At 64.2% G+C, this 15792-nt stretch carries 13 protein-coding genes; 12 read left to right on the forward strand and 1 reads right to left on the reverse strand.

All coding sequences use genetic code 11. The annotated features are described in order from the left end of the window. The first annotated feature begins 1 nt into the window (after position 1). The 9 genes from A3M7_RS0115905 (at position 2) to A3M7_RS0115945 (ending at position 10791) form a co-directional block, all read left to right on the forward strand. Positions 2-2134: an acetate--CoA ligase family protein gene (locus A3M7_RS0115905; RefSeq protein ID WP_027544829.1), complete on the forward strand. Its 2133-nt coding sequence runs from the start codon at positions 2-4 to the stop codon at positions 2132-2134. Between the two features lie 59 nt (positions 2135-2193). Continuing rightward, complete coding sequence (locus A3M7_RS0115910; protein ID WP_027544830.1) at positions 2194-3420, forward strand: ABC transporter substrate-binding protein; 1227 nt, start codon at positions 2194-2196, stop codon at positions 3418-3420. 76 nt (positions 3421-3496) lie between these two features. Next, positions 3497-4708, forward strand: a complete 1212-nt coding sequence (locus tag A3M7_RS0115915; protein ID WP_027544831.1) for an acyl-CoA dehydrogenase — start codon at positions 3497-3499, stop codon at positions 4706-4708. Beyond that, positions 4708-5745: an acyl-CoA dehydrogenase family protein gene (locus tag A3M7_RS44240; protein WP_049823437.1), complete on the forward strand. Its 1038-nt coding sequence runs from the start codon at positions 4708-4710 to the stop codon at positions 5743-5745. Before A3M7_RS0115915 ends, A3M7_RS44240 begins: the two co-directional genes overlap by 1 nt. Positions 5746-5760: 15 nt before the next feature. Then, positions 5761-6534: an SDR family NAD(P)-dependent oxidoreductase gene (locus A3M7_RS0115925; protein ID WP_027544832.1), complete on the forward strand. Its 774-nt coding sequence runs from the start codon at positions 5761-5763 to the stop codon at positions 6532-6534. 23 nt (positions 6535-6557) lie between these two features. Beyond that, complete coding sequence (locus A3M7_RS44245) at positions 6558-8009, forward strand: SDR family oxidoreductase (RefSeq protein WP_049823438.1); 1452 nt, start codon at positions 6558-6560, stop codon at positions 8007-8009. After that, complete coding sequence (locus A3M7_RS44250) at positions 8006-8809, forward strand: carboxymuconolactone decarboxylase family protein (protein ID WP_049823439.1); 804 nt, start codon at positions 8006-8008, stop codon at positions 8807-8809. Before A3M7_RS44245 ends, A3M7_RS44250 begins: the two co-directional genes overlap by 4 nt. Positions 8810-8811: 2 nt before the next feature. Continuing rightward, positions 8812-9279, forward strand: a complete 468-nt coding sequence (locus tag A3M7_RS0115940; RefSeq protein WP_027544833.1) for a tripartite tricarboxylate transporter TctB family protein — start codon at positions 8812-8814, stop codon at positions 9277-9279. Between the two features lie 12 nt (positions 9280-9291). Next, positions 9292-10791: a tripartite tricarboxylate transporter permease gene (locus A3M7_RS0115945; protein WP_027544834.1), complete on the forward strand. Its 1500-nt coding sequence runs from the start codon at positions 9292-9294 to the stop codon at positions 10789-10791. Positions 10792-10820: 29 nt separating this feature from the next. Here A3M7_RS0115945 and A3M7_RS0115950 read toward each other — a convergent pair whose 3' ends face one another. Beyond that, on the reverse strand, positions 10821-11573 hold the full coding sequence (locus A3M7_RS0115950; protein ID WP_198033750.1) for an IclR family transcriptional regulator: 753 nt from the start codon (positions 11571-11573) through the stop codon (positions 10821-10823). Positions 11574-11580: 7 nt separating this feature from the next. Here A3M7_RS0115950 and A3M7_RS0115955 point away from each other — a divergent pair, with 7 nt between their 5' ends. From A3M7_RS0115955 to A3M7_RS0115965, 3 genes are all read left to right on the forward strand, one after another. Next, a complete protein-coding gene (locus A3M7_RS0115955; RefSeq protein ID WP_371090190.1) occupies positions 11581-12369 on the forward strand; it encodes a nuclear transport factor 2 family protein in 789 nt (262 codons plus the stop codon). Next, positions 12366-13982: an NAD(P)/FAD-dependent oxidoreductase gene (locus A3M7_RS44255; protein ID WP_049823441.1), complete on the forward strand. Its 1617-nt coding sequence runs from the start codon at positions 12366-12368 to the stop codon at positions 13980-13982. Before A3M7_RS0115955 ends, A3M7_RS44255 begins: the two co-directional genes overlap by 4 nt. 724 nt (positions 13983-14706) lie before the next feature. Then, positions 14707-15591: an AraC family transcriptional regulator gene (locus A3M7_RS0115965; protein WP_027544837.1), complete on the forward strand. Its 885-nt coding sequence runs from the start codon at positions 14707-14709 to the stop codon at positions 15589-15591. Positions 15592-15792: the final 201 nt, after the last annotated feature.

Raw genomic sequence — 15792 nt, forward strand, 5'->3', positions numbered from 1 at the left:
GATGCGACCGGGAGAAGGTCTCGACGCGTTGATGATGCCGCGCTCGATCGCGATTATCGGCGCGTCGCAGGATGCGACCAAGATCGGCGGCCGGCCGGTGGATCTGCTGCGGCGCTACGGCTATGCGGGCAAGATCTACCCCGTGAACCCGAAGGCGGACGTGGTTCAGGGCCTTCAGGCCTACGGGTCGGTGAGCGCGCTGCCTGAGGCGCCTGATCTTGCGATCGTCGCGGTCGATGCCGAGAGGGCGCCCGAAGCGATCGAGCAGTGCGCCGAGCGCGGCGTGCGCAGCGTTGTCGTGTTCTCGTCCGGTTTTGCCGAGCTTGGCGAGCAGGGCCGCGCGATGCAGGATCGGCTGCAAGCGGCAGCGCGCCGGACCGGCATGCGGCTGCTCGGTCCCAACTGCCTCGGCGCGGTCAGCATTCCCGAACGGGCCATTGCGACCTTCTCGATCGTGCTCGAGCACAGCATGCCGAAGGCGGGCTCGCTCGGCATCGTGTCGCAAAGCGGCAATCTCGGCAGCTACACCATGCGCATGGCGAGCGATCGCGGCGCTGGCATCAGCCGCTTCATGACCACCGGCAATGAGTGCGACATCGATATTGCCGACGGCATCGCCTGGCTGGCCCGCGATCCCGAGACCAAGGTGATCCTGTGCTGTTTCGAAGCCTGCCGCGATGCGGGCCGGCTGATCGCCGCGCTGACCGAGGCGCGCGATGCCGGAAAGCCGGTCATTGCACTGAAGGTCGGCACGTCGGAGGCGGGACAGGCCGCGGCGGCGTCCCATACCGGTGCCATGGCGGGATCGGATGCGGTGTTTGACGCGCTGTTGGCGCGGTACGGCGCGGTGCGGGTGCGCAGCATCGAGGAATTGATCGATCTCGGGCACGCCGCCTCCATCCTGTTGCCGGATCGGCTGCCGAAGGGGCCGCGCCTCGCGGTCGTGACGGCGTCAGGTGGCTTTGGCGTATTGCTTGCCGATGCTGCACAGGCTGTTGGCCTGTCATTGCCGGAGCTGAGTGAAGTGACGCAGCGTGCGATCCTCGAGCTGGTGCCGTTTGCGTCGGCGCGCAATCCGGTCGATGCGACCGCGCAGATGTCGAGCCGGCCCGACATGCTGCAGAAGATCCTGTCGGCGGTGGTGGCCGACGACCGCACGGATGTGATCGTGCTGCCGCTGCCGTTCTCGCTCCACATGCCGCGATTGCGCTCTGTCTATATGGAGACGTTGCGCCATATTCGCGCGCAGTATCCCGATCGTCCTGTCATTTTGTGCGTCGAGGGGCCCCCGGACGCGCTCGCCGAGTTGCACGCGATGGGCTATCCGACCATTCCGAGCTTTGACGGCTGCTGCGCCATCGTCGCGGCCTTGGCGCGCTTGCAGGCGCTGGCGACTGCGCCGAAGGAGGCGAGCCCGCCCGCCATCGCCAAGGCGGCGCCGCTGAAGGCGGATGCCTTCCGGCATGAGCTTAGCGCGAAGCATGCGCTTGCGGAGGTCGGTATCCCCGTGCTCGCCGAGCAACTGGTATCGAATGCCGACGCGGCGGCGCGAGCGGCGTGTGAGATCGGCTTCCCCGTGGTCTTGAAGATTGCCTCGCCGGATCTTCCGCACAAGACGGAGGTCGGAGGAGTGGCTGTCGGCCTGCGCTCCGAAGAAGAGGTACGACAGGCCCATGCCCAGATGCTGGCGCGTGTCGCCGACAAGGCGCCGCGTGCGGTGATCGATGGCGTGATCGTCGCGCCGATGGCCCAGGGCCTGTCCGAGCTGATCCTCGGCAGCCGGATCGATCCGGTGTTTGGCCCGGTTGTGATGGTCGGCCTTGGCGGCATCTTTGCGGAGATCGTGCAGGACACCGCCGTGCAGATGGCGCCCGTCAGCGAGACGCAGGCGATGTCGATGCTAAGATCGCTCAAGGCGTTCGCGGTCCTCGACGGGGCGCGTGGACGGCGCCGCACGGATCTGAAGGCCGCGGCGCGGACGATCACGGCGCTGTCGCGCTTTGCGGTCGCGCAGGCGAACGCGGTGTCGGAAATCGACATCAATCCGCTGCTGCTGAAAGCGGACGGCGAGGGCGCCGTCGCGCTCGATGCGTTGCTGGTCCCGCACACCAGGAAGGCAACGCAAGACCACTGAACACATCGATCAACAAGAACCGCGAAGTCGGCTCAATGATTTGTGGGGAGGAACTCGTGATGAAGCTCAATACCCGTCTTCTCAACATCGCCGTGATGCTGGGAGCACTGCTGATGTTGGCAACACCGCTGCGCGCGCAGGGCGTGTCCGGTGATGTGATCAAGATCGGCATCATGAACGACCAGAATGGTCCCTATGCCGACAATTGCGGGCCGGGCGCAGTGGCCTCGGCGAAACTCGCGATCAGCGATTTCGGCGGTGCCGTCAATGGCAAGAAGATCGAGCTCGTTGTCGCCGACGACCAGAACAAGCCCGATGTCGGTGTTGCCATTGCGCTGCGCTGGCTCGACAATGAGGGCGTCGACGCCATCGTCGGCTGCTCGGCCTCGTCGATCGCGCTCGGCGTCGCGGACATCATGAAGGCGCGGAAGAAACCATACATGCTGGCGGGCACGGCCGGTTCGTTCTTCACCAACGACAAATGCTCGCCGATGACTACGCAATGGATGGTCGACACCTATGCGCAACCGAAGGCCACGGTGAAGGCGCTGCTGTCCCAGGGCGTCGATACCTGGTTCTTCCTGACCGTCGACTACGCCTTCGGCAAGGGTTGGCAGGCTGACGCCACGAACTTCATCAAGGCGGGCGGCGGCAAAGTCGTGGGATCGGTGCTGCATCCGCTCAACACGTCGGACTTTTCGTCATTCCTGCTGACCGCGCAGGCGAGCGGCGCCAAGGCGATCGCCGTTGCCAATTCCGGATCGGATTTCGGCAACGCCATCAAGCAGGCGCAAGAATTCGGCCTGTCGCAGAAGCAGCTGCTAGTGCCGCTCGGACTCATGATCAACCAGGCGCAAGGGATCGGGCTCCGTGATCTGCAGAATGTGCGCCTGACCACGCCCTTCTATTGGGACATGACTCCCGAGACGCGCGCCTTTTCCAAGCGTTTTAGCGAAGCGTCCAACGGCCAGATCCTAAACGAAGCCAAGTCCGCCACCTACAGCGCGATCACGCACTATCTCAAGGCGATCGCGGCCACGGGCACCGACGATGGCGAGGCCGTGATGAAGCAGATGAAGAAGACGTCGATCAACGATTTCGAGATGAAGGATGTGAGCATCCGGGCCGACGGCCAGGTGATGCGGCCGCTCTACGTGGCTCGCATCAAGACGCCGGCCGAGTCGAAATACGCCTTCGACTATTATGAGATCACGGGGACTATTCCGGCCGAGGACGCCTGGCGGCCGGCCTCGGAGAGCGCCTGCGATCTGCTCAAGACGCAGTGATCGGAAGAAGCGGGACGACGCCGGCCGCCAGCGCAGCTGGTGTCGACCCAAGGTTCAGCTAACGCGGGAAATCGACATGACAGTCATTGATACGGCGCAGCCTGCAACGGCCACGGCCGGCGAATTGTCCGGCGAGGCCTATCGGGTGGCGATGCGTCGTTGGCTGCGTGCCAATCTGCCGGCGAGCTTTCGCAGCGACAGTGCGGCCTTCGCGTCGCCGAGCCTGCAGCAATCGATTGAATGGGAAGCCGCGCTGTACCGCGCCGGGCTTGCCGGCATCACCTGGCCGAAGGCCTATGGTGGCCATGGCCGGACGTTGCGGGAGCACCTGATCGCCAACCAGGAGATCGGCGCGCTCGCGATGCCCGAAAGCGTCAATTCGATCGGCAAGGAGCTTGCCGGTCCGATCATTCTTGCTGTCGGCACCGAGGAGCAGAAGCACCGCTTCCTGCCCGCGATCCTCGAGATGCGGGATATCTGGTGCCAGGGCTTTTCCGAGCCGGAAGCGGGCTCGGACCTGGCGGGTCTGCGGACACGCGCGACCCGAGACGGCGACATTTGGCGGATCACCGGTCAGAAGATCTGGACCAGCGGGGCGTATCGCGCCCAGCGCTGTCTGGTGCTCGCGCGGACCGGACCGCTGGAGGATCGACATCGCGGTCTCGCCATGTTCGCGGTACGCCTCGATGCCAAGGGCGTCCGCGTGCGGCCGATCAAGTCGATCGACGATCGCGAGAGCTTTTGCGAGGTGTTCTTCGACGACGTCGAGGTGCTGCAATCCGACGCGCTCGGCGCACCCGATGAAGGCTGGAACGCGGCGATCCGCGTGCTCGAAATCGAGCGGGCGACCAACCGTATGTACCGGTCGTGGCGCTTCGAGAACGAACTTCGCCATCTAATTTCGGCCTGCAAGGGCGATCCGGCGCTGGCGCAGCTGGTCGCGAACCCGCGTTACGAGGCCAAAATCGGCGAGGTCGTGGTCGATATCGAGGTGCTGAAGGCGCATGTCGAGACTGCGGTCGACGCGCTGGCCAACGGCGACAAGATCGGTGCGCGCGGCAGTCTCGCGAAACTGCACTGGAGCGAGGCACATCAGCGCTTTGCCGCGCTCGCGCTGGAGCTGTTGTCGCAACCGTCGTTGCCGCAGCTTCCGGCCGTGCAGGTCGCGCGCCGCCGCTTCGAGGCGATCTATCTGCAGGCGCGTGCAGAGACAATCTACGCCGGTACCACGGAAATTCAGCTCGGCATCATCGCCGACCGAATCCTGCAGCTTTCGAAAGGCAAGTGATGACGACTTTGATCGGCGAAGGACTGCAGCCGAGCGAGTTCGCGGTGACGGCGGCTCGCGCGGTGGCGGATTGCGCGGCGCTTGGTCCGCGCGAGCAGGCGAAGCACCTCGCCAATGCCGGGCTGCTGGGCGTGATTGCGTCGGAAGAGGTCGGAGGGCTCGACTTGCCGCTGGCCTTTGCGGTCCCGGTGGTCGCAGCGGCCAGCTCGGGCCTGCTTAGCTTTCCCCTGATGGAGGTGCTGTTGCTGTCGCGCGCGCTGAAGGAGGCGCTGCCGCGTGCGGCAGAGGCGGTCGTGTCCGGCGATATGCTGGCGACGATCGCATGGCAGGGCAGCGTGAGCGCCGAACGCGAAGGCGAATCCATCGTGCTCGGCGGCTGCGTTGCGCGCGCGGCCGGTGTCCGCGACGCGGATACCCTTCTGGTGCGGCTCAACACCGGCGGTGCAGTGCTGGTGCCGACCGACAGCGAGGGTGTTGTCATCGAAGACGCTGCGGGCCTCGATCTGACGGTGCCCGATCATGCGGTTCGCTTGCAGGGAGTCGCCGTACCGGCGGCGAGTGTCGTGCCGGAGACCGCCTGGAGCGTGCTGTGCTCCGACGCCAATGTGCTGCGCGCCGCCGCCATCCTCGGATCCGCCGAGACGTGCTTGGCCATGGCGCAGGAGCACGCGTCGACGCGCCGGCAGTTCGGACGCGCCCTGTCCTACAATCAGGCGCTGCGGCATTCGCTGGCGCGGCAGAAGCTTGCGCTTGAAGGCATCCGTCACGCGATCACGCGCAGCGTCGGCGACGAGGCTGGTGCGCTGGAACGCGATGCGGTGTTTCTCGCTGCGGCGACATATGGCTGCGCGATCAGCGAAGGCGCGCTGCAGGTTCATGGCGGCATGGGATTCACCTGGGACGTGCCGGTGCACCGGCATCTCCGCCGTGTCCGCGCCTTGCAGGCGCAAGGCAATGCCAGCGAAGTGTTGGCTGGGCTCGGCCGTCGCACCGTGGCCGCCATCGCTGCGGCGTCTGATATCGCTGTGCGAGCATAGAGAAGGAAAACCACAATGACTGATGCCAAGGACAAGCCGCTCGCGGGGCGTGTTGCGCTGGTGACCGGGGCCGGCAACGGAATCGGACGCGCGACCGCGCTGCTGTTGGCCTCGCGCGGAGCCATCGTCGGCGTCAACGATCTCAAGCCTGAGTTCGTCGCTGGCACCGTGGATGCGATCAAGGCGGCCGGCGGCGAGGCCGTCGCGATCACCCAGAATGTCGCGAGCCGCGACGGAATGCGGACGGCGGTGCTCGGCTTTGCGGAGCGGCAGGGCCGCCTGGATATCCTCGTCAACAATGCGGCCTGGGTTCGCTACCAGTCGGTACCCGACATCGCCCCCGAGACCGTGGATCGCATGCTCGATATCGGCTTCAAGGCGATCATCTGGGGCATTCAGGCCGCGGCCGAGGCGATGGATGCCGAGCGCGGCGGCGCGATCGTCAACGTCGCGTCGGTCGCGGGCTTGATCTCGGCCAAGAACAGCATCGTCTATAGCGGCATCAAGGCCGGCGTGATGGGCATTACGCGGGCCGCTGCCGCCGAGCTCGGCGAACGCAAGATCCGCGTGAATGCGGTCGCGCCGTCGGCGATTCCGACCGAGGGCACGATGCGCAACCGCAACGCCGAGCTCGATGCGCGCCGGATCGCACGGACGCCGCTGGGTCGGCTCGGCACGGTGGACGATATCGCCAGGGCGATCGCCTTCCTCGTCGGCGACGACAGCGGCTTCATCTCGGCACAGGTGCTGACGCTCGACGGCGGGATGGTGCTTACCAACATCGCCTGAGCGGCATAGCGGGGCCGGTTGTGATGCGCGCGGAACGGCAAGCTGAGCGGAACGGACGTGTCGTCCTGATCACGGGGGCCGCTGCCGGGATCGGTTGGGCGGCCGCGCGGCGCTTTGCGGCTGAAGGCGCCCGGGTGCTGATCGCCGACATCGACGTCGACAAGGCGGCAAGCCGCGCCCGTGAGCTTGGCGCAGCGCATGCCTTCTTCGGCGTCGACATGGCGCAGCCCGAGCAGGTGGCGGAGATGGTGGAGTCTTGTGTCCACCGGCTTGGTGGCCTCGACGTGCTCGTCAACAATGCCGGCCGGACCGACACGGATGGGCTTGGCGTGGTAGATCAGCCGGTTTCCACCTTTGAGAATCTCGTGGCGGTCAATCTGCGCGGCAGCCTTGTCGCTGCGGAGCAGGCGGCTGCGGTGATGCGGCGCTCCGGTGGCGGCGCCATCGTCAATGTCGCATCCGGCGCCGCGTTGCGGCCGGTGCCATTTCGCAATGGTTACAGCGCCTCTAAGGCGGGTGTGCTGGCGATGACGCGGCATCATGCCTGTGCCTGGGCGCGCGACGGAATCAAGGTCAACGCGGTTGCGCCCGGCTATACGCGCACCGAGCTCGTCGAAGCGTTGATCGCCCGCGGTCGCATCGATCCGGTCGCCGTGGCCCGCCGCATTCCGCTCGGCCGCATGGCTGCGCCCGAGGAGATCGCGGCGGTCATCGCGTTCCTGGCTTCGCCTCGCATATCGTCGATCACCGGTTCGACGTTTCTGGCCGATGGCGGCTCGTTGCTCGGCAGCTTCGGGCCCACGGGAGAAACCAACTGCCGTGCTGCGCCAACCGGCAAGCCGACCCACGTCGTCATTGGCGCCTGCGGTGCGATCGGCCGGGCGTTGGCCGAGAGGCTGTCTGAAGCTGCGACGGTCAAGGTGCTTGATGCGGACGAGCACGCCATGGCCGAGGTGATCGCCAGCATCGCGCGCCGCTTCGGTCGCATCGACGGCGTCGTGAACGCCGTGGGCGCCGATGCGGTGATCGCAGGCAACTCTGGTGAAGCACTGGCGGATCATCTGACGGGCGCGGTCCGTGTTGCGAAAGCGGTTGGACCCATCCTACAGCAACAAGGCTTCGGCTCGCTGCTCAATCTGACATCGATCGGCGGGGATGTCGCCTTGGGCGACGACGTCGAGGCCGCCGCCAGTGCGGGGGCGGTCGCGATGCTCACGCGTACGCTCGCGTGTGAATGGAGCGGCCACGGCATTCGCGTCAATGCCATCGCCGCGGGACCGACCGAAGGGACGGCGTCACGCGCCATTGAACGGACGCCGCTGGGACGCGTCGTATCGGCGCAAGACGTTGCCGAGACCGCGGCGTTTCTGCTCAGCCCCGACGCCGGATATGTCACCGGCAGCGTGATCACAGTCGACGGTGGACTCAGCATCCATGCCGGTCCGGATCGCGCGGTTGCAGGATACGTCACATGAACCTCACTCCCGAACAACAGGTCCTGAAGGACGCCTTCATTCGCGCCCGCGGTTACTGGCGGCCGTGGACGGAGGGGCTGTTGCGGCTCGATCCGGAGTTTCTGGCGACCTACGCCCGCTATGGCGGCTATCCCGCCGAGACCGGCCCCCTGTCGCGCAAGATGTGCGAGTTGATCTATGTGGCGCTGGATGGATCGGCGACGCATCTGTTCCGCTCGGGGCTCGCGCTGCACATGCAGTTGGCGCTGGAGCAGGGGGCGACCGCGCAGGAGATCGTCGATGTGCTGCGGCTCGCCACGGCGCAGGGGCTCGACGGCTGCAATCTCGGTGTCGGCATTCTCGCCGAGGAACTGGCGCTGGCGGGACTGGATGCGGATCAGGCGGGTCTCTCGCACGAGCAGACGGCGCTTCGCGACGCCTATGTCGCGCAGTTCGGGGACTGGCCGGACTTCTGCGATCTGTGGCTGCGCGCCGATCCCTCCTATTTTGCCGTGATGCTCGATCTGCTGACGGTGAAAGACAAGACCGGTGGTCTCGACGAGCGATCGCGCTGCCTGATCTCGCTGGCCCTGAATGGATGCTTCACCGCACTCAATCCGCACGGCCTGCGCTTGCAGATCAAGCGGGCGTTGCGACTCGGCATCGACAAACGAGAGATTCTCCAGGTTCTGCAGATGACCGCGCATCTGGGCGTGCATGCCTGCGCTGTCGGCGTGCCGATCCTGACGGATGCGCTCGATCCGGCGGCTAGCAAGTCGCCTTCTGTCGACGCGTCGAGACAGCAGCAGGGAGGTCAATGACGATGACAGGACCGATCATTCGCGACCAACGCGCCTTTGCCTCGGGGGCGTTGTTCCTCGCTTTTGCAATCTTCTTCTTCGTCACGGCGCTGAACTATCCGGCCGGCAGTGCGGCACGGATGGGACCGGGCTACTTTCCACGCCTGCTTGCCATTGCGCTGGCCGCAATCGGACTGGCCGTGATGCTGGGAGCGGTGAGGCGAACGGCAGAGCGACAGGGGGTGCAGCGCTGGGACGTGAAGGGTCTCGCCTGGGTCGCAGGCTCGGTGGTCCTGTTTGCCTGTCTGCTGTTTCCGCTCGGTCTCATAGGTGCCCTGTTCGTGCTGATCGTGGTGTCGAGCAGAGCCAGTCCTGAATTCTCCTGGAAGGGCGCGCTGGCCAACGCAACCGTCCTGATCGTGCTGTGCCTGCTGGTGTTCGTCTACGGTCTCGGCTTGCAGCTTCCGGTTTGGCCGGCGCTGTTCAATTGAAGGCTCGGTCCGATGGATCTCTTTCATAATCTTGGAATCGGATTCTCCACCGCGGCCCAGCCGGCCAATCTGCTCTACGCCTTCTTTGGCTGCCTGCTGGGGACGCTGATCGGCGTGCTGCCGGGCCTTGGCCCGCTCGCCACCATCGCGATGCTGCTTCCGATCACCTATGCGCTGCAGCCCGATTCGGCTCTGATCATGCTGGCAGGCATCTATTATGGCGCGCAGTACGGCGGCTCGACCACCGCGATCGTGGTCAATCTGCCCGGCGAGTCCTCCTCCGTCGTCACCACGATCGACGGCTATCAGATGGCCAAGCAGGGACGGGCCGGCGTCGCTCTGTCGACGGCGGCGATCGGATCGTTCTTCGCCGGTTGCGTAGCGACGCTGGCGCTTGCGGCGCTGGCCGGGCCGCTCACGGCGGCGGCGCTGCTGTTCGGGCCGAAGGAATTCTTCGCGCTGATGATCCTCGGCCTCATCCTAGCCTCGGTGCTGTCGAGCGGGCCCTTCATCGAAGGCATCGGCATCGTCGTACTCGGCATGCTCCTGAGCCTCGTCGGCACCGACCTCAGCACGGGAACGCAGCGCTTCGCCTTCGGCATTCCGCAGCTGTTCGACGGCCTCGATTTCGTCCCGCTGGCGATGGGCATCTTCGGCTTCGCCGAGATTGTGAAGAACCTCGAGCAGGACGACAAACTGTCGCTGGTGACGCAGAAGATCGCCAACCTGTTTCCGACGCGAGAGGATTTCCGGCGCATGGTTCCGGCGATGCTGCGCGGCACCGCGCTCGGCACGTTGCTCGGCGTGCTGCCGGGTGGCGGCGCGGTGCTGTCGTCGTTCGCCTCCTACACGCTGGAGAAGAAGCTGTCGAAACACCCCGAGCAGTTCGGCAAGGGTGCGATCGAGGGCGTTGCCGGTCCGGAATCGGCCAATAATGCAGGCGCCCAGACCTCGTTCATCCCCCTGCTGACGCTCGGCGTGCCGTCCAACGTCGTGATGGCGCTGATGGTCGGCGCCATGAACATCCACAACATCCATCCCGGTCCGGAAGTCATGACCAAGAACCCGACCCTGTTCTGGGGCCTGATCGCCTCGATGTGGGTCGGCAATCTGATGCTGCTGATCCTCAATCTGCCGTTGGTCGGGCTGTGGGTGAAGCTTCTCACTATTCCCTATCGCTATCTTTTCCCGGCGATCATGGTGTTTTGCTCGATCGGCGTCTATTCGATCAACAGCGGCACCTTCGAGGTTTACGAGGCCGCATTGTTCTGCGTGTTCGGCTATGTCCTGATCAAGTTGCAACTGCCGGCTGCACCGTTGTTGCTGGGACTGGTGCTCGGACCCGCGATCGAGGAGAATTTCCGCCGCGCCATGGTGCTGTCGCGGGGCGACGTCAGCGTGTTCCTGACCTCGCCATTGTCGGCCGGCTTGCTGGCTGCGGCCGCAATCGCTGTGATCCTGATCATGCTGCCCACGATCCGCACGCAGCGGGAGGAGGCGCTGCAGGAGTGAGAGGTAAGTCTCCGCCTGGCCGGCGCACGTCACGCGCTGCCGTCGTCCGGCGCGCTCGACGCATTCTTGGCTTTCACCGATCGGGCGGCCTGCTGCAAAACGCTGAGATAGCGGCTGGCATTCTGCTTGATCCGCTCGGCAACACCGCCGAGCCCTAAGGCAACGGGCTGGTTCTGGATCGTGGTCGGCAGCAGGACGCAAATGGTCGCGCCGCCCAGCAAAGGGATATTTTCCGTAGAGCAATAGCCCTTGCCCCGGATCTGGCGAATCCGCTTCATCATGTCCGGAAGCTTGACCCGGTCGGCCGCGTTCGGCGTAGCGATGTTCGCGCGGCGCACGATGTTGTCGACCTTCTCGTCGGACATTGTCGACATCAGGAGCCAGCCGAGGGCGGACTGCGTCAGCGGTCTCAGCGTTCCCTCATCGACGTGAAAGCGCAGCGGGTGGATGGACTGCACGATCTTGACGTATTGCAGATACACGTCGTTGGTCGTCCCGAGCGCAACGGCTTCACCGGTTGCGGCATGAACGTCATGCATCGCCTCCAGCACGCGGCTGTCGCCGAAGAGAGATTTCGGAATCCAGTCGCCCAGCGAGGTCACCTTCGGTGTCGGGAAATAGACTCGCCTCCTGCGGTCGAAATTCAGGTAGCCGAGGCTGACCAGCGTCTTGAGCAGGACCGTGGTGCTGGACGCTGGATAGCCTAGGGCCGCGCCGATCTCGGACATCGCGCGCGGTTGCCGCGCACGCATGAAGAGCTCGAGGATTTCGATCGCGCGCAAGGCGGATTTGACGGTCGACCCGGCCGCGGAAATCGAGGCTGAAGTCGTCGGCTGCGATCGCAATTTACCCTCCCTTGGCCGCAGCAAATTCAAGAATGTGAAATTTGGCTTCGCGTATGCAGTTTTGTTGGTTGCGTCCACTGCACATGAGATGGTCGCCCCCGTCAAGGGAGAGGCCGATGCGTCCACGCATCGCGCGGGGGCTGAGAGAGGCTCTGATATGACCATACCTCAAGAGAGGATCGCCGAGCTGCTCGACAGGGAAGCGATCCGCGACTGTATCTATCGCTATTGCCGTGGGGTCGATCGGGCTGATGAAGCCGCACTCCGCAGCGCCTACTGGCCGGACGCCACCGACCAGCACGGCCCGTATTCGGGACCGGTCGAAGGCTTCTTCCAATGGGCCGGTGAAATCTTCAAGAGCGACGCGCGCAACCTTCATATGGTCGGAAATATCCTGATCGAATTCACCGCGCCGAGGGAAGCTGTCGTCGAAACCTACTTCCTCGCCTTGCAGCGCGGGGCCGGAAAGGACGGCACCGTGCGGCAGTTCCTGATCGCCGGCCGCTACTGCGACGCCTTTGAGCAACGCGACGACGAATGGCGCGTCGCCCGCCGTGTCGTTGCCTATGATTGGATGGACGAGCAGGTCGCCGCGACCGAGTCCGAAGCGATCCGCTTCGGACCTCGGTTGCCATTGGGCACGCGGTATCCGGACGATCCCATCTACCAACTTCTCCGCCGGAATGCGCGGACGCCGTCTTCAACGATTAAACACCCAACCGAGGAAACATGAACAGCTCTGAAGCGAAGGGGCCGCGCCTGGACGTCGTCATCGTCGGCGCCGGATTCGGCGGTCTGTACGCCGTCTACAAGTTCCGCGAGATGGGACTCAAGATCGCGGCCTTCGAGGCCGGGGGCGATGTCGGGGGCGTCTGGTATTGGAATCGCTATCCTGGGGCGCGAGTCGACTTGCCGAGCATCGACTACAGCTATTCGTTCTCGCCCGAGGTCGAGCAGGAATGGACCTGGTCGGAGGAATTCGCCTCGCAGCCGGAGCTGCTGGCTTATTTCAACTTCGTCGCCGACCGCCTCGACTTGCGCAGGCACTACCAGTTCAAGACGCGCATCGTGCGCGCCGTCTGGGACGAGGCCCGTAAGCTCTGGACCGTGACGACGGACCGCGGCGAGACGGTCGAGGCGACGTATTGCGTGATGGCGACCGGCCCGCTCTCGGTGCCCCGCGATCCTGAGATTCCCGGCGTCGAACTCTACACCGGCGAGCTGTTGCGGGCCGGCCGATGGCCGCATCATCCCGTCAGCTATGACGGCAAGCGCGTCGGCGTGATCGGCACCGGATCCACCGGCATCCAGATCGTGCAGGAGGTGGGCCGGCAGGCCGGCGAGCTCTACGTGTTTCAGCGCACGCCGAGCTTCACCATGCCGATGCGCAACCAGAAGCTCGACCCCGACTACGTGGCGGAGGTCAAGCGCAACTATGTCGGCATTCGCGAGGCGGCGCGCAACAGCCCGAATGGCGGTGTGCGTCCGTGGACGACGCGTGCGTTCTTCAGCGTGACCCCATCGCGCCGCCACGAATTGCTGGAGGACGCCTGGAAGGCAGGCGGGCTGGCTATGCTTGGTACCTTCACGGACCTCCTGAGCAACGAGGAGGCCAACGAACAAGTGGCCGAGTTCGTGCGCGACAAGATCGACGACGTCGTTGTCGATCCCGTCACTGCGGAACAGCTGAAGCCGCGTGGTTATCCGATCTTCGCCCGCCGCCCGTGCCTGGACACAGGTTACTACGAGACGTTCAACCGGCCGAATGTCCACCTGATCGATTGCACTACTGACCCAATCGTGGAGGTCACCTCGCAGGGCGTGCGCACGCAAGACCGCGAGACCACGCTCGACATGCTGATCTTCGCCACCGGTTATGACGGACTAACGGGCGCACTGACGGCCTTCGACGTCGTCGGCCGCAACCGCCGCAGCGTCAACGAGAAGTGGAAGGAGGGCGCAAGGTCGCATCTCGGCCTCATGATGGAGGGATTTCCGAACCTCTTCATGACCACCGGGCCGAACGGTCCGGCAGCGCTGGCCAACATTGTCCGGATCAGCGAGAACGACGTCGACTGGATCGCAAGCGCGATCACGCATATGGCCGATCATGGCCTCGACACCATCGAGCCGACCAGGAAGGCGGAGGACGACTGGATGGACCTGGTCTTCAGGCTTGCCAAGCGCTCGCTGCTGACCAAGGCGAAGACCTGGTATGTCGGCACCAACGTCAAGGACAAGGCCCAGGGCCTGTCGCTGTTTACCGGGGGCTTCCCGAAATACCGGGAATGCTGTGCCGCAGCGATCCAGAACGGTTACCGCGACTTCGTGTTCGAGCGCGGGTGAACGCCGGTCGCAGCCTGAGGCTGCAATGAGCGAGACCGCATGCGCGCCACATTCAAGTCGTTCCAATGGCGGATGGTCTTCCCAACGGATACCGCCGTTAGCCGCCTTCTCACACCGTCTGAGCGCGTGCTGTCATTTGACGTCCTTCGACGACACTTCCTTAAGTCGGCTGAACTTGGCCCATGATGGATTGGAGCGAAAGTTAAAACTCTTCAATTGGTTAGGTGGCCACGTGTGCACAACGTGTGCACCGAAAGATCAACAAAAATCCAGTCACGACCATTGTGAGCGTATGTTTTCGAGAGCAGGGCCTCCGGTTGTGGCAAGACCATTCCGCGGTTGACAGCCTTGATTACCGGATGTGGATAATCCGTCGGCGCAATCGCATTCGACAAGGCCGTTATCGCGGAAGATCGCTTCGCGGAGATAGCGCACCCTAAAGATTCGAACTGGTGCCAGTTCTTCTTCCATCTTAAGCGCGTTGTCGAAGCAGCCCGGATCCGCGGCTGCGTCGCGGATTATCACGCCTATCGTCCGTCGGGCGCTACCGGAGTCGAGCCGGGTGCCGCGCATCAAAAAAGTATCAGTTGCACATTGAAATCGTGGTGGCGTGCCCAAGTACCGGTCGTTACTCTCCCGGCAAGAGGAAGCGCTGAGCAAAATTCAGCCGATAAGGGAACAGGGGCGGATTATTACAAACCGCACCGGCCTGAAGGGAGCGGATATGGAACCGGACCTGGAAGTTGTCCAGATACGGCGCGGCGAGTCGTTCAAGGCGTGGTCGCACGGCTACCCATTCCACACGGTCCGCTGGCATTTCCATCCCGAATACGAGCTCCATCAGGTTGTGGCCACCAGCGGACGCTATTTCGTCGGCGACTTTATCGGCGAATTCGAGCCGGGTAATCTCGTGCTCACCGGCCCCAACCTTCCGCATAATTGGGTGAGCGATCTGCCGGCGGAGTGCACCATCCCGCTGCGCGGACGCATCCTTCAGTTCAGCGAAGAATTTATCGGCGACCTGATGAAGGTCATGCCCGAGCTTTCAGGCCTTGCCGCGTTGCTGGAATTCTCTCGGCGCGGCGCGCTTTTCACCCACAGCACAAGCGACGCGCTCGCCCCACTCATGGAGGAGATCGTGACGGCGAACGGCGTGCGCCGGATCGAGCTGTTCATGATGATCTTGGGGATACTTTGTCGCGCCCGAAAGGCGCGCCCGCTCTCCAGCCCAAACTATCTGCCCGACCCGTCTGGTTACATGTCTGCGGGCATGAACAAGGCACTTGCCTTCATCCGGAAGAACCTGACGCAACCTTTCGGTGAAACGGAGCTCGCAGCGATCGCCGGTCAGTCGCAAAGTGCATTTTCGCGCTCGTTCCGCCGGCACACGGGCATGTCACTGGTGCAATACGTCAAGCGGCTGCGCATCAATCTCGCCTGCCAGATCTTGATGAGCGACGAGCAGGCTTCCATCACCGACATCTGCTTCGAGGTCGGATTCAACAACCTCTCCAATTTCAACCGGCAGTTTCTGGCCGAGAAGGGCATGCCGCCTTCGCGCTTCAGACGATTGTTGGCGCACAACATCAATGCGGCGCGCGCGGCCTAGCCGGGGAGGAGCAAAGGAGGAGGACCATTGCGGAAGAATGACGCGGACATGCCGATGGCAGTCCGCGACAGGAATCGTCTGTCCAGGATTCTGCGCGGCTTCGGAGCACCGGCGCTCATTGCGCCGTCGGCGACGGAAGCAGCGAAGGCCTGTCTTCAAAGGATCAATGACGGCACTCTAACACCCAGTTCCGGAAAGGAA

Origin of the sequence: Bradyrhizobium sp. WSM2254 (assembly GCF_000472645.1) — a bacterium.
In the GTDB taxonomy this organism is placed as follows: Bacteria; Pseudomonadota; Alphaproteobacteria; order Rhizobiales; family Xanthobacteraceae; genus Bradyrhizobium; species Bradyrhizobium niftali.

Excerpts from the sequence above, each read along its gene's own strand:
- A3M7_RS0115905 (WP_027544829.1), top strand. The coding sequence starts at position 2 with ATGCGACCGGGAGAAGGTCTCGACGCGTTGATGATGCCGCGCTCGATC.
- A3M7_RS0115910 (WP_027544830.1), top strand. The coding sequence starts at position 2,194 with ATGAAGCTCAATACCCGTCTTCTCAACATCGCCGTGATGCTGGGAGCA.
- A3M7_RS0115915 (WP_027544831.1), top strand. The coding sequence starts at position 3,497 with ATGACAGTCATTGATACGGCGCAGCCTGCAACGGCCACGGCCGGCGAA.
- A3M7_RS44240 (WP_049823437.1), top strand. The coding sequence starts at position 4,708 with ATGACGACTTTGATCGGCGAAGGACTGCAGCCGAGCGAGTTCGCGGTG.
- A3M7_RS0115925 (WP_027544832.1), top strand. The coding sequence starts at position 5,761 with ATGACTGATGCCAAGGACAAGCCGCTCGCGGGGCGTGTTGCGCTGGTG.
- A3M7_RS44245 (WP_049823438.1), top strand. The coding sequence starts at position 6,558 with ATGCGCGCGGAACGGCAAGCTGAGCGGAACGGACGTGTCGTCCTGATC.
- A3M7_RS44250 (WP_049823439.1), top strand. The coding sequence starts at position 8,006 with ATGAACCTCACTCCCGAACAACAGGTCCTGAAGGACGCCTTCATTCGC.
- A3M7_RS0115940 (WP_027544833.1), top strand. The coding sequence starts at position 8,812 with ATGACAGGACCGATCATTCGCGACCAACGCGCCTTTGCCTCGGGGGCG.
- A3M7_RS0115945 (WP_027544834.1), top strand. The coding sequence starts at position 9,292 with ATGGATCTCTTTCATAATCTTGGAATCGGATTCTCCACCGCGGCCCAG.
- A3M7_RS44255 (WP_049823441.1), top strand. The coding sequence starts at position 12,366 with ATGAACAGCTCTGAAGCGAAGGGGCCGCGCCTGGACGTCGTCATCGTC.
- A3M7_RS0115965 (WP_027544837.1), top strand. The coding sequence starts at position 14,707 with ATGGAACCGGACCTGGAAGTTGTCCAGATACGGCGCGGCGAGTCGTTC.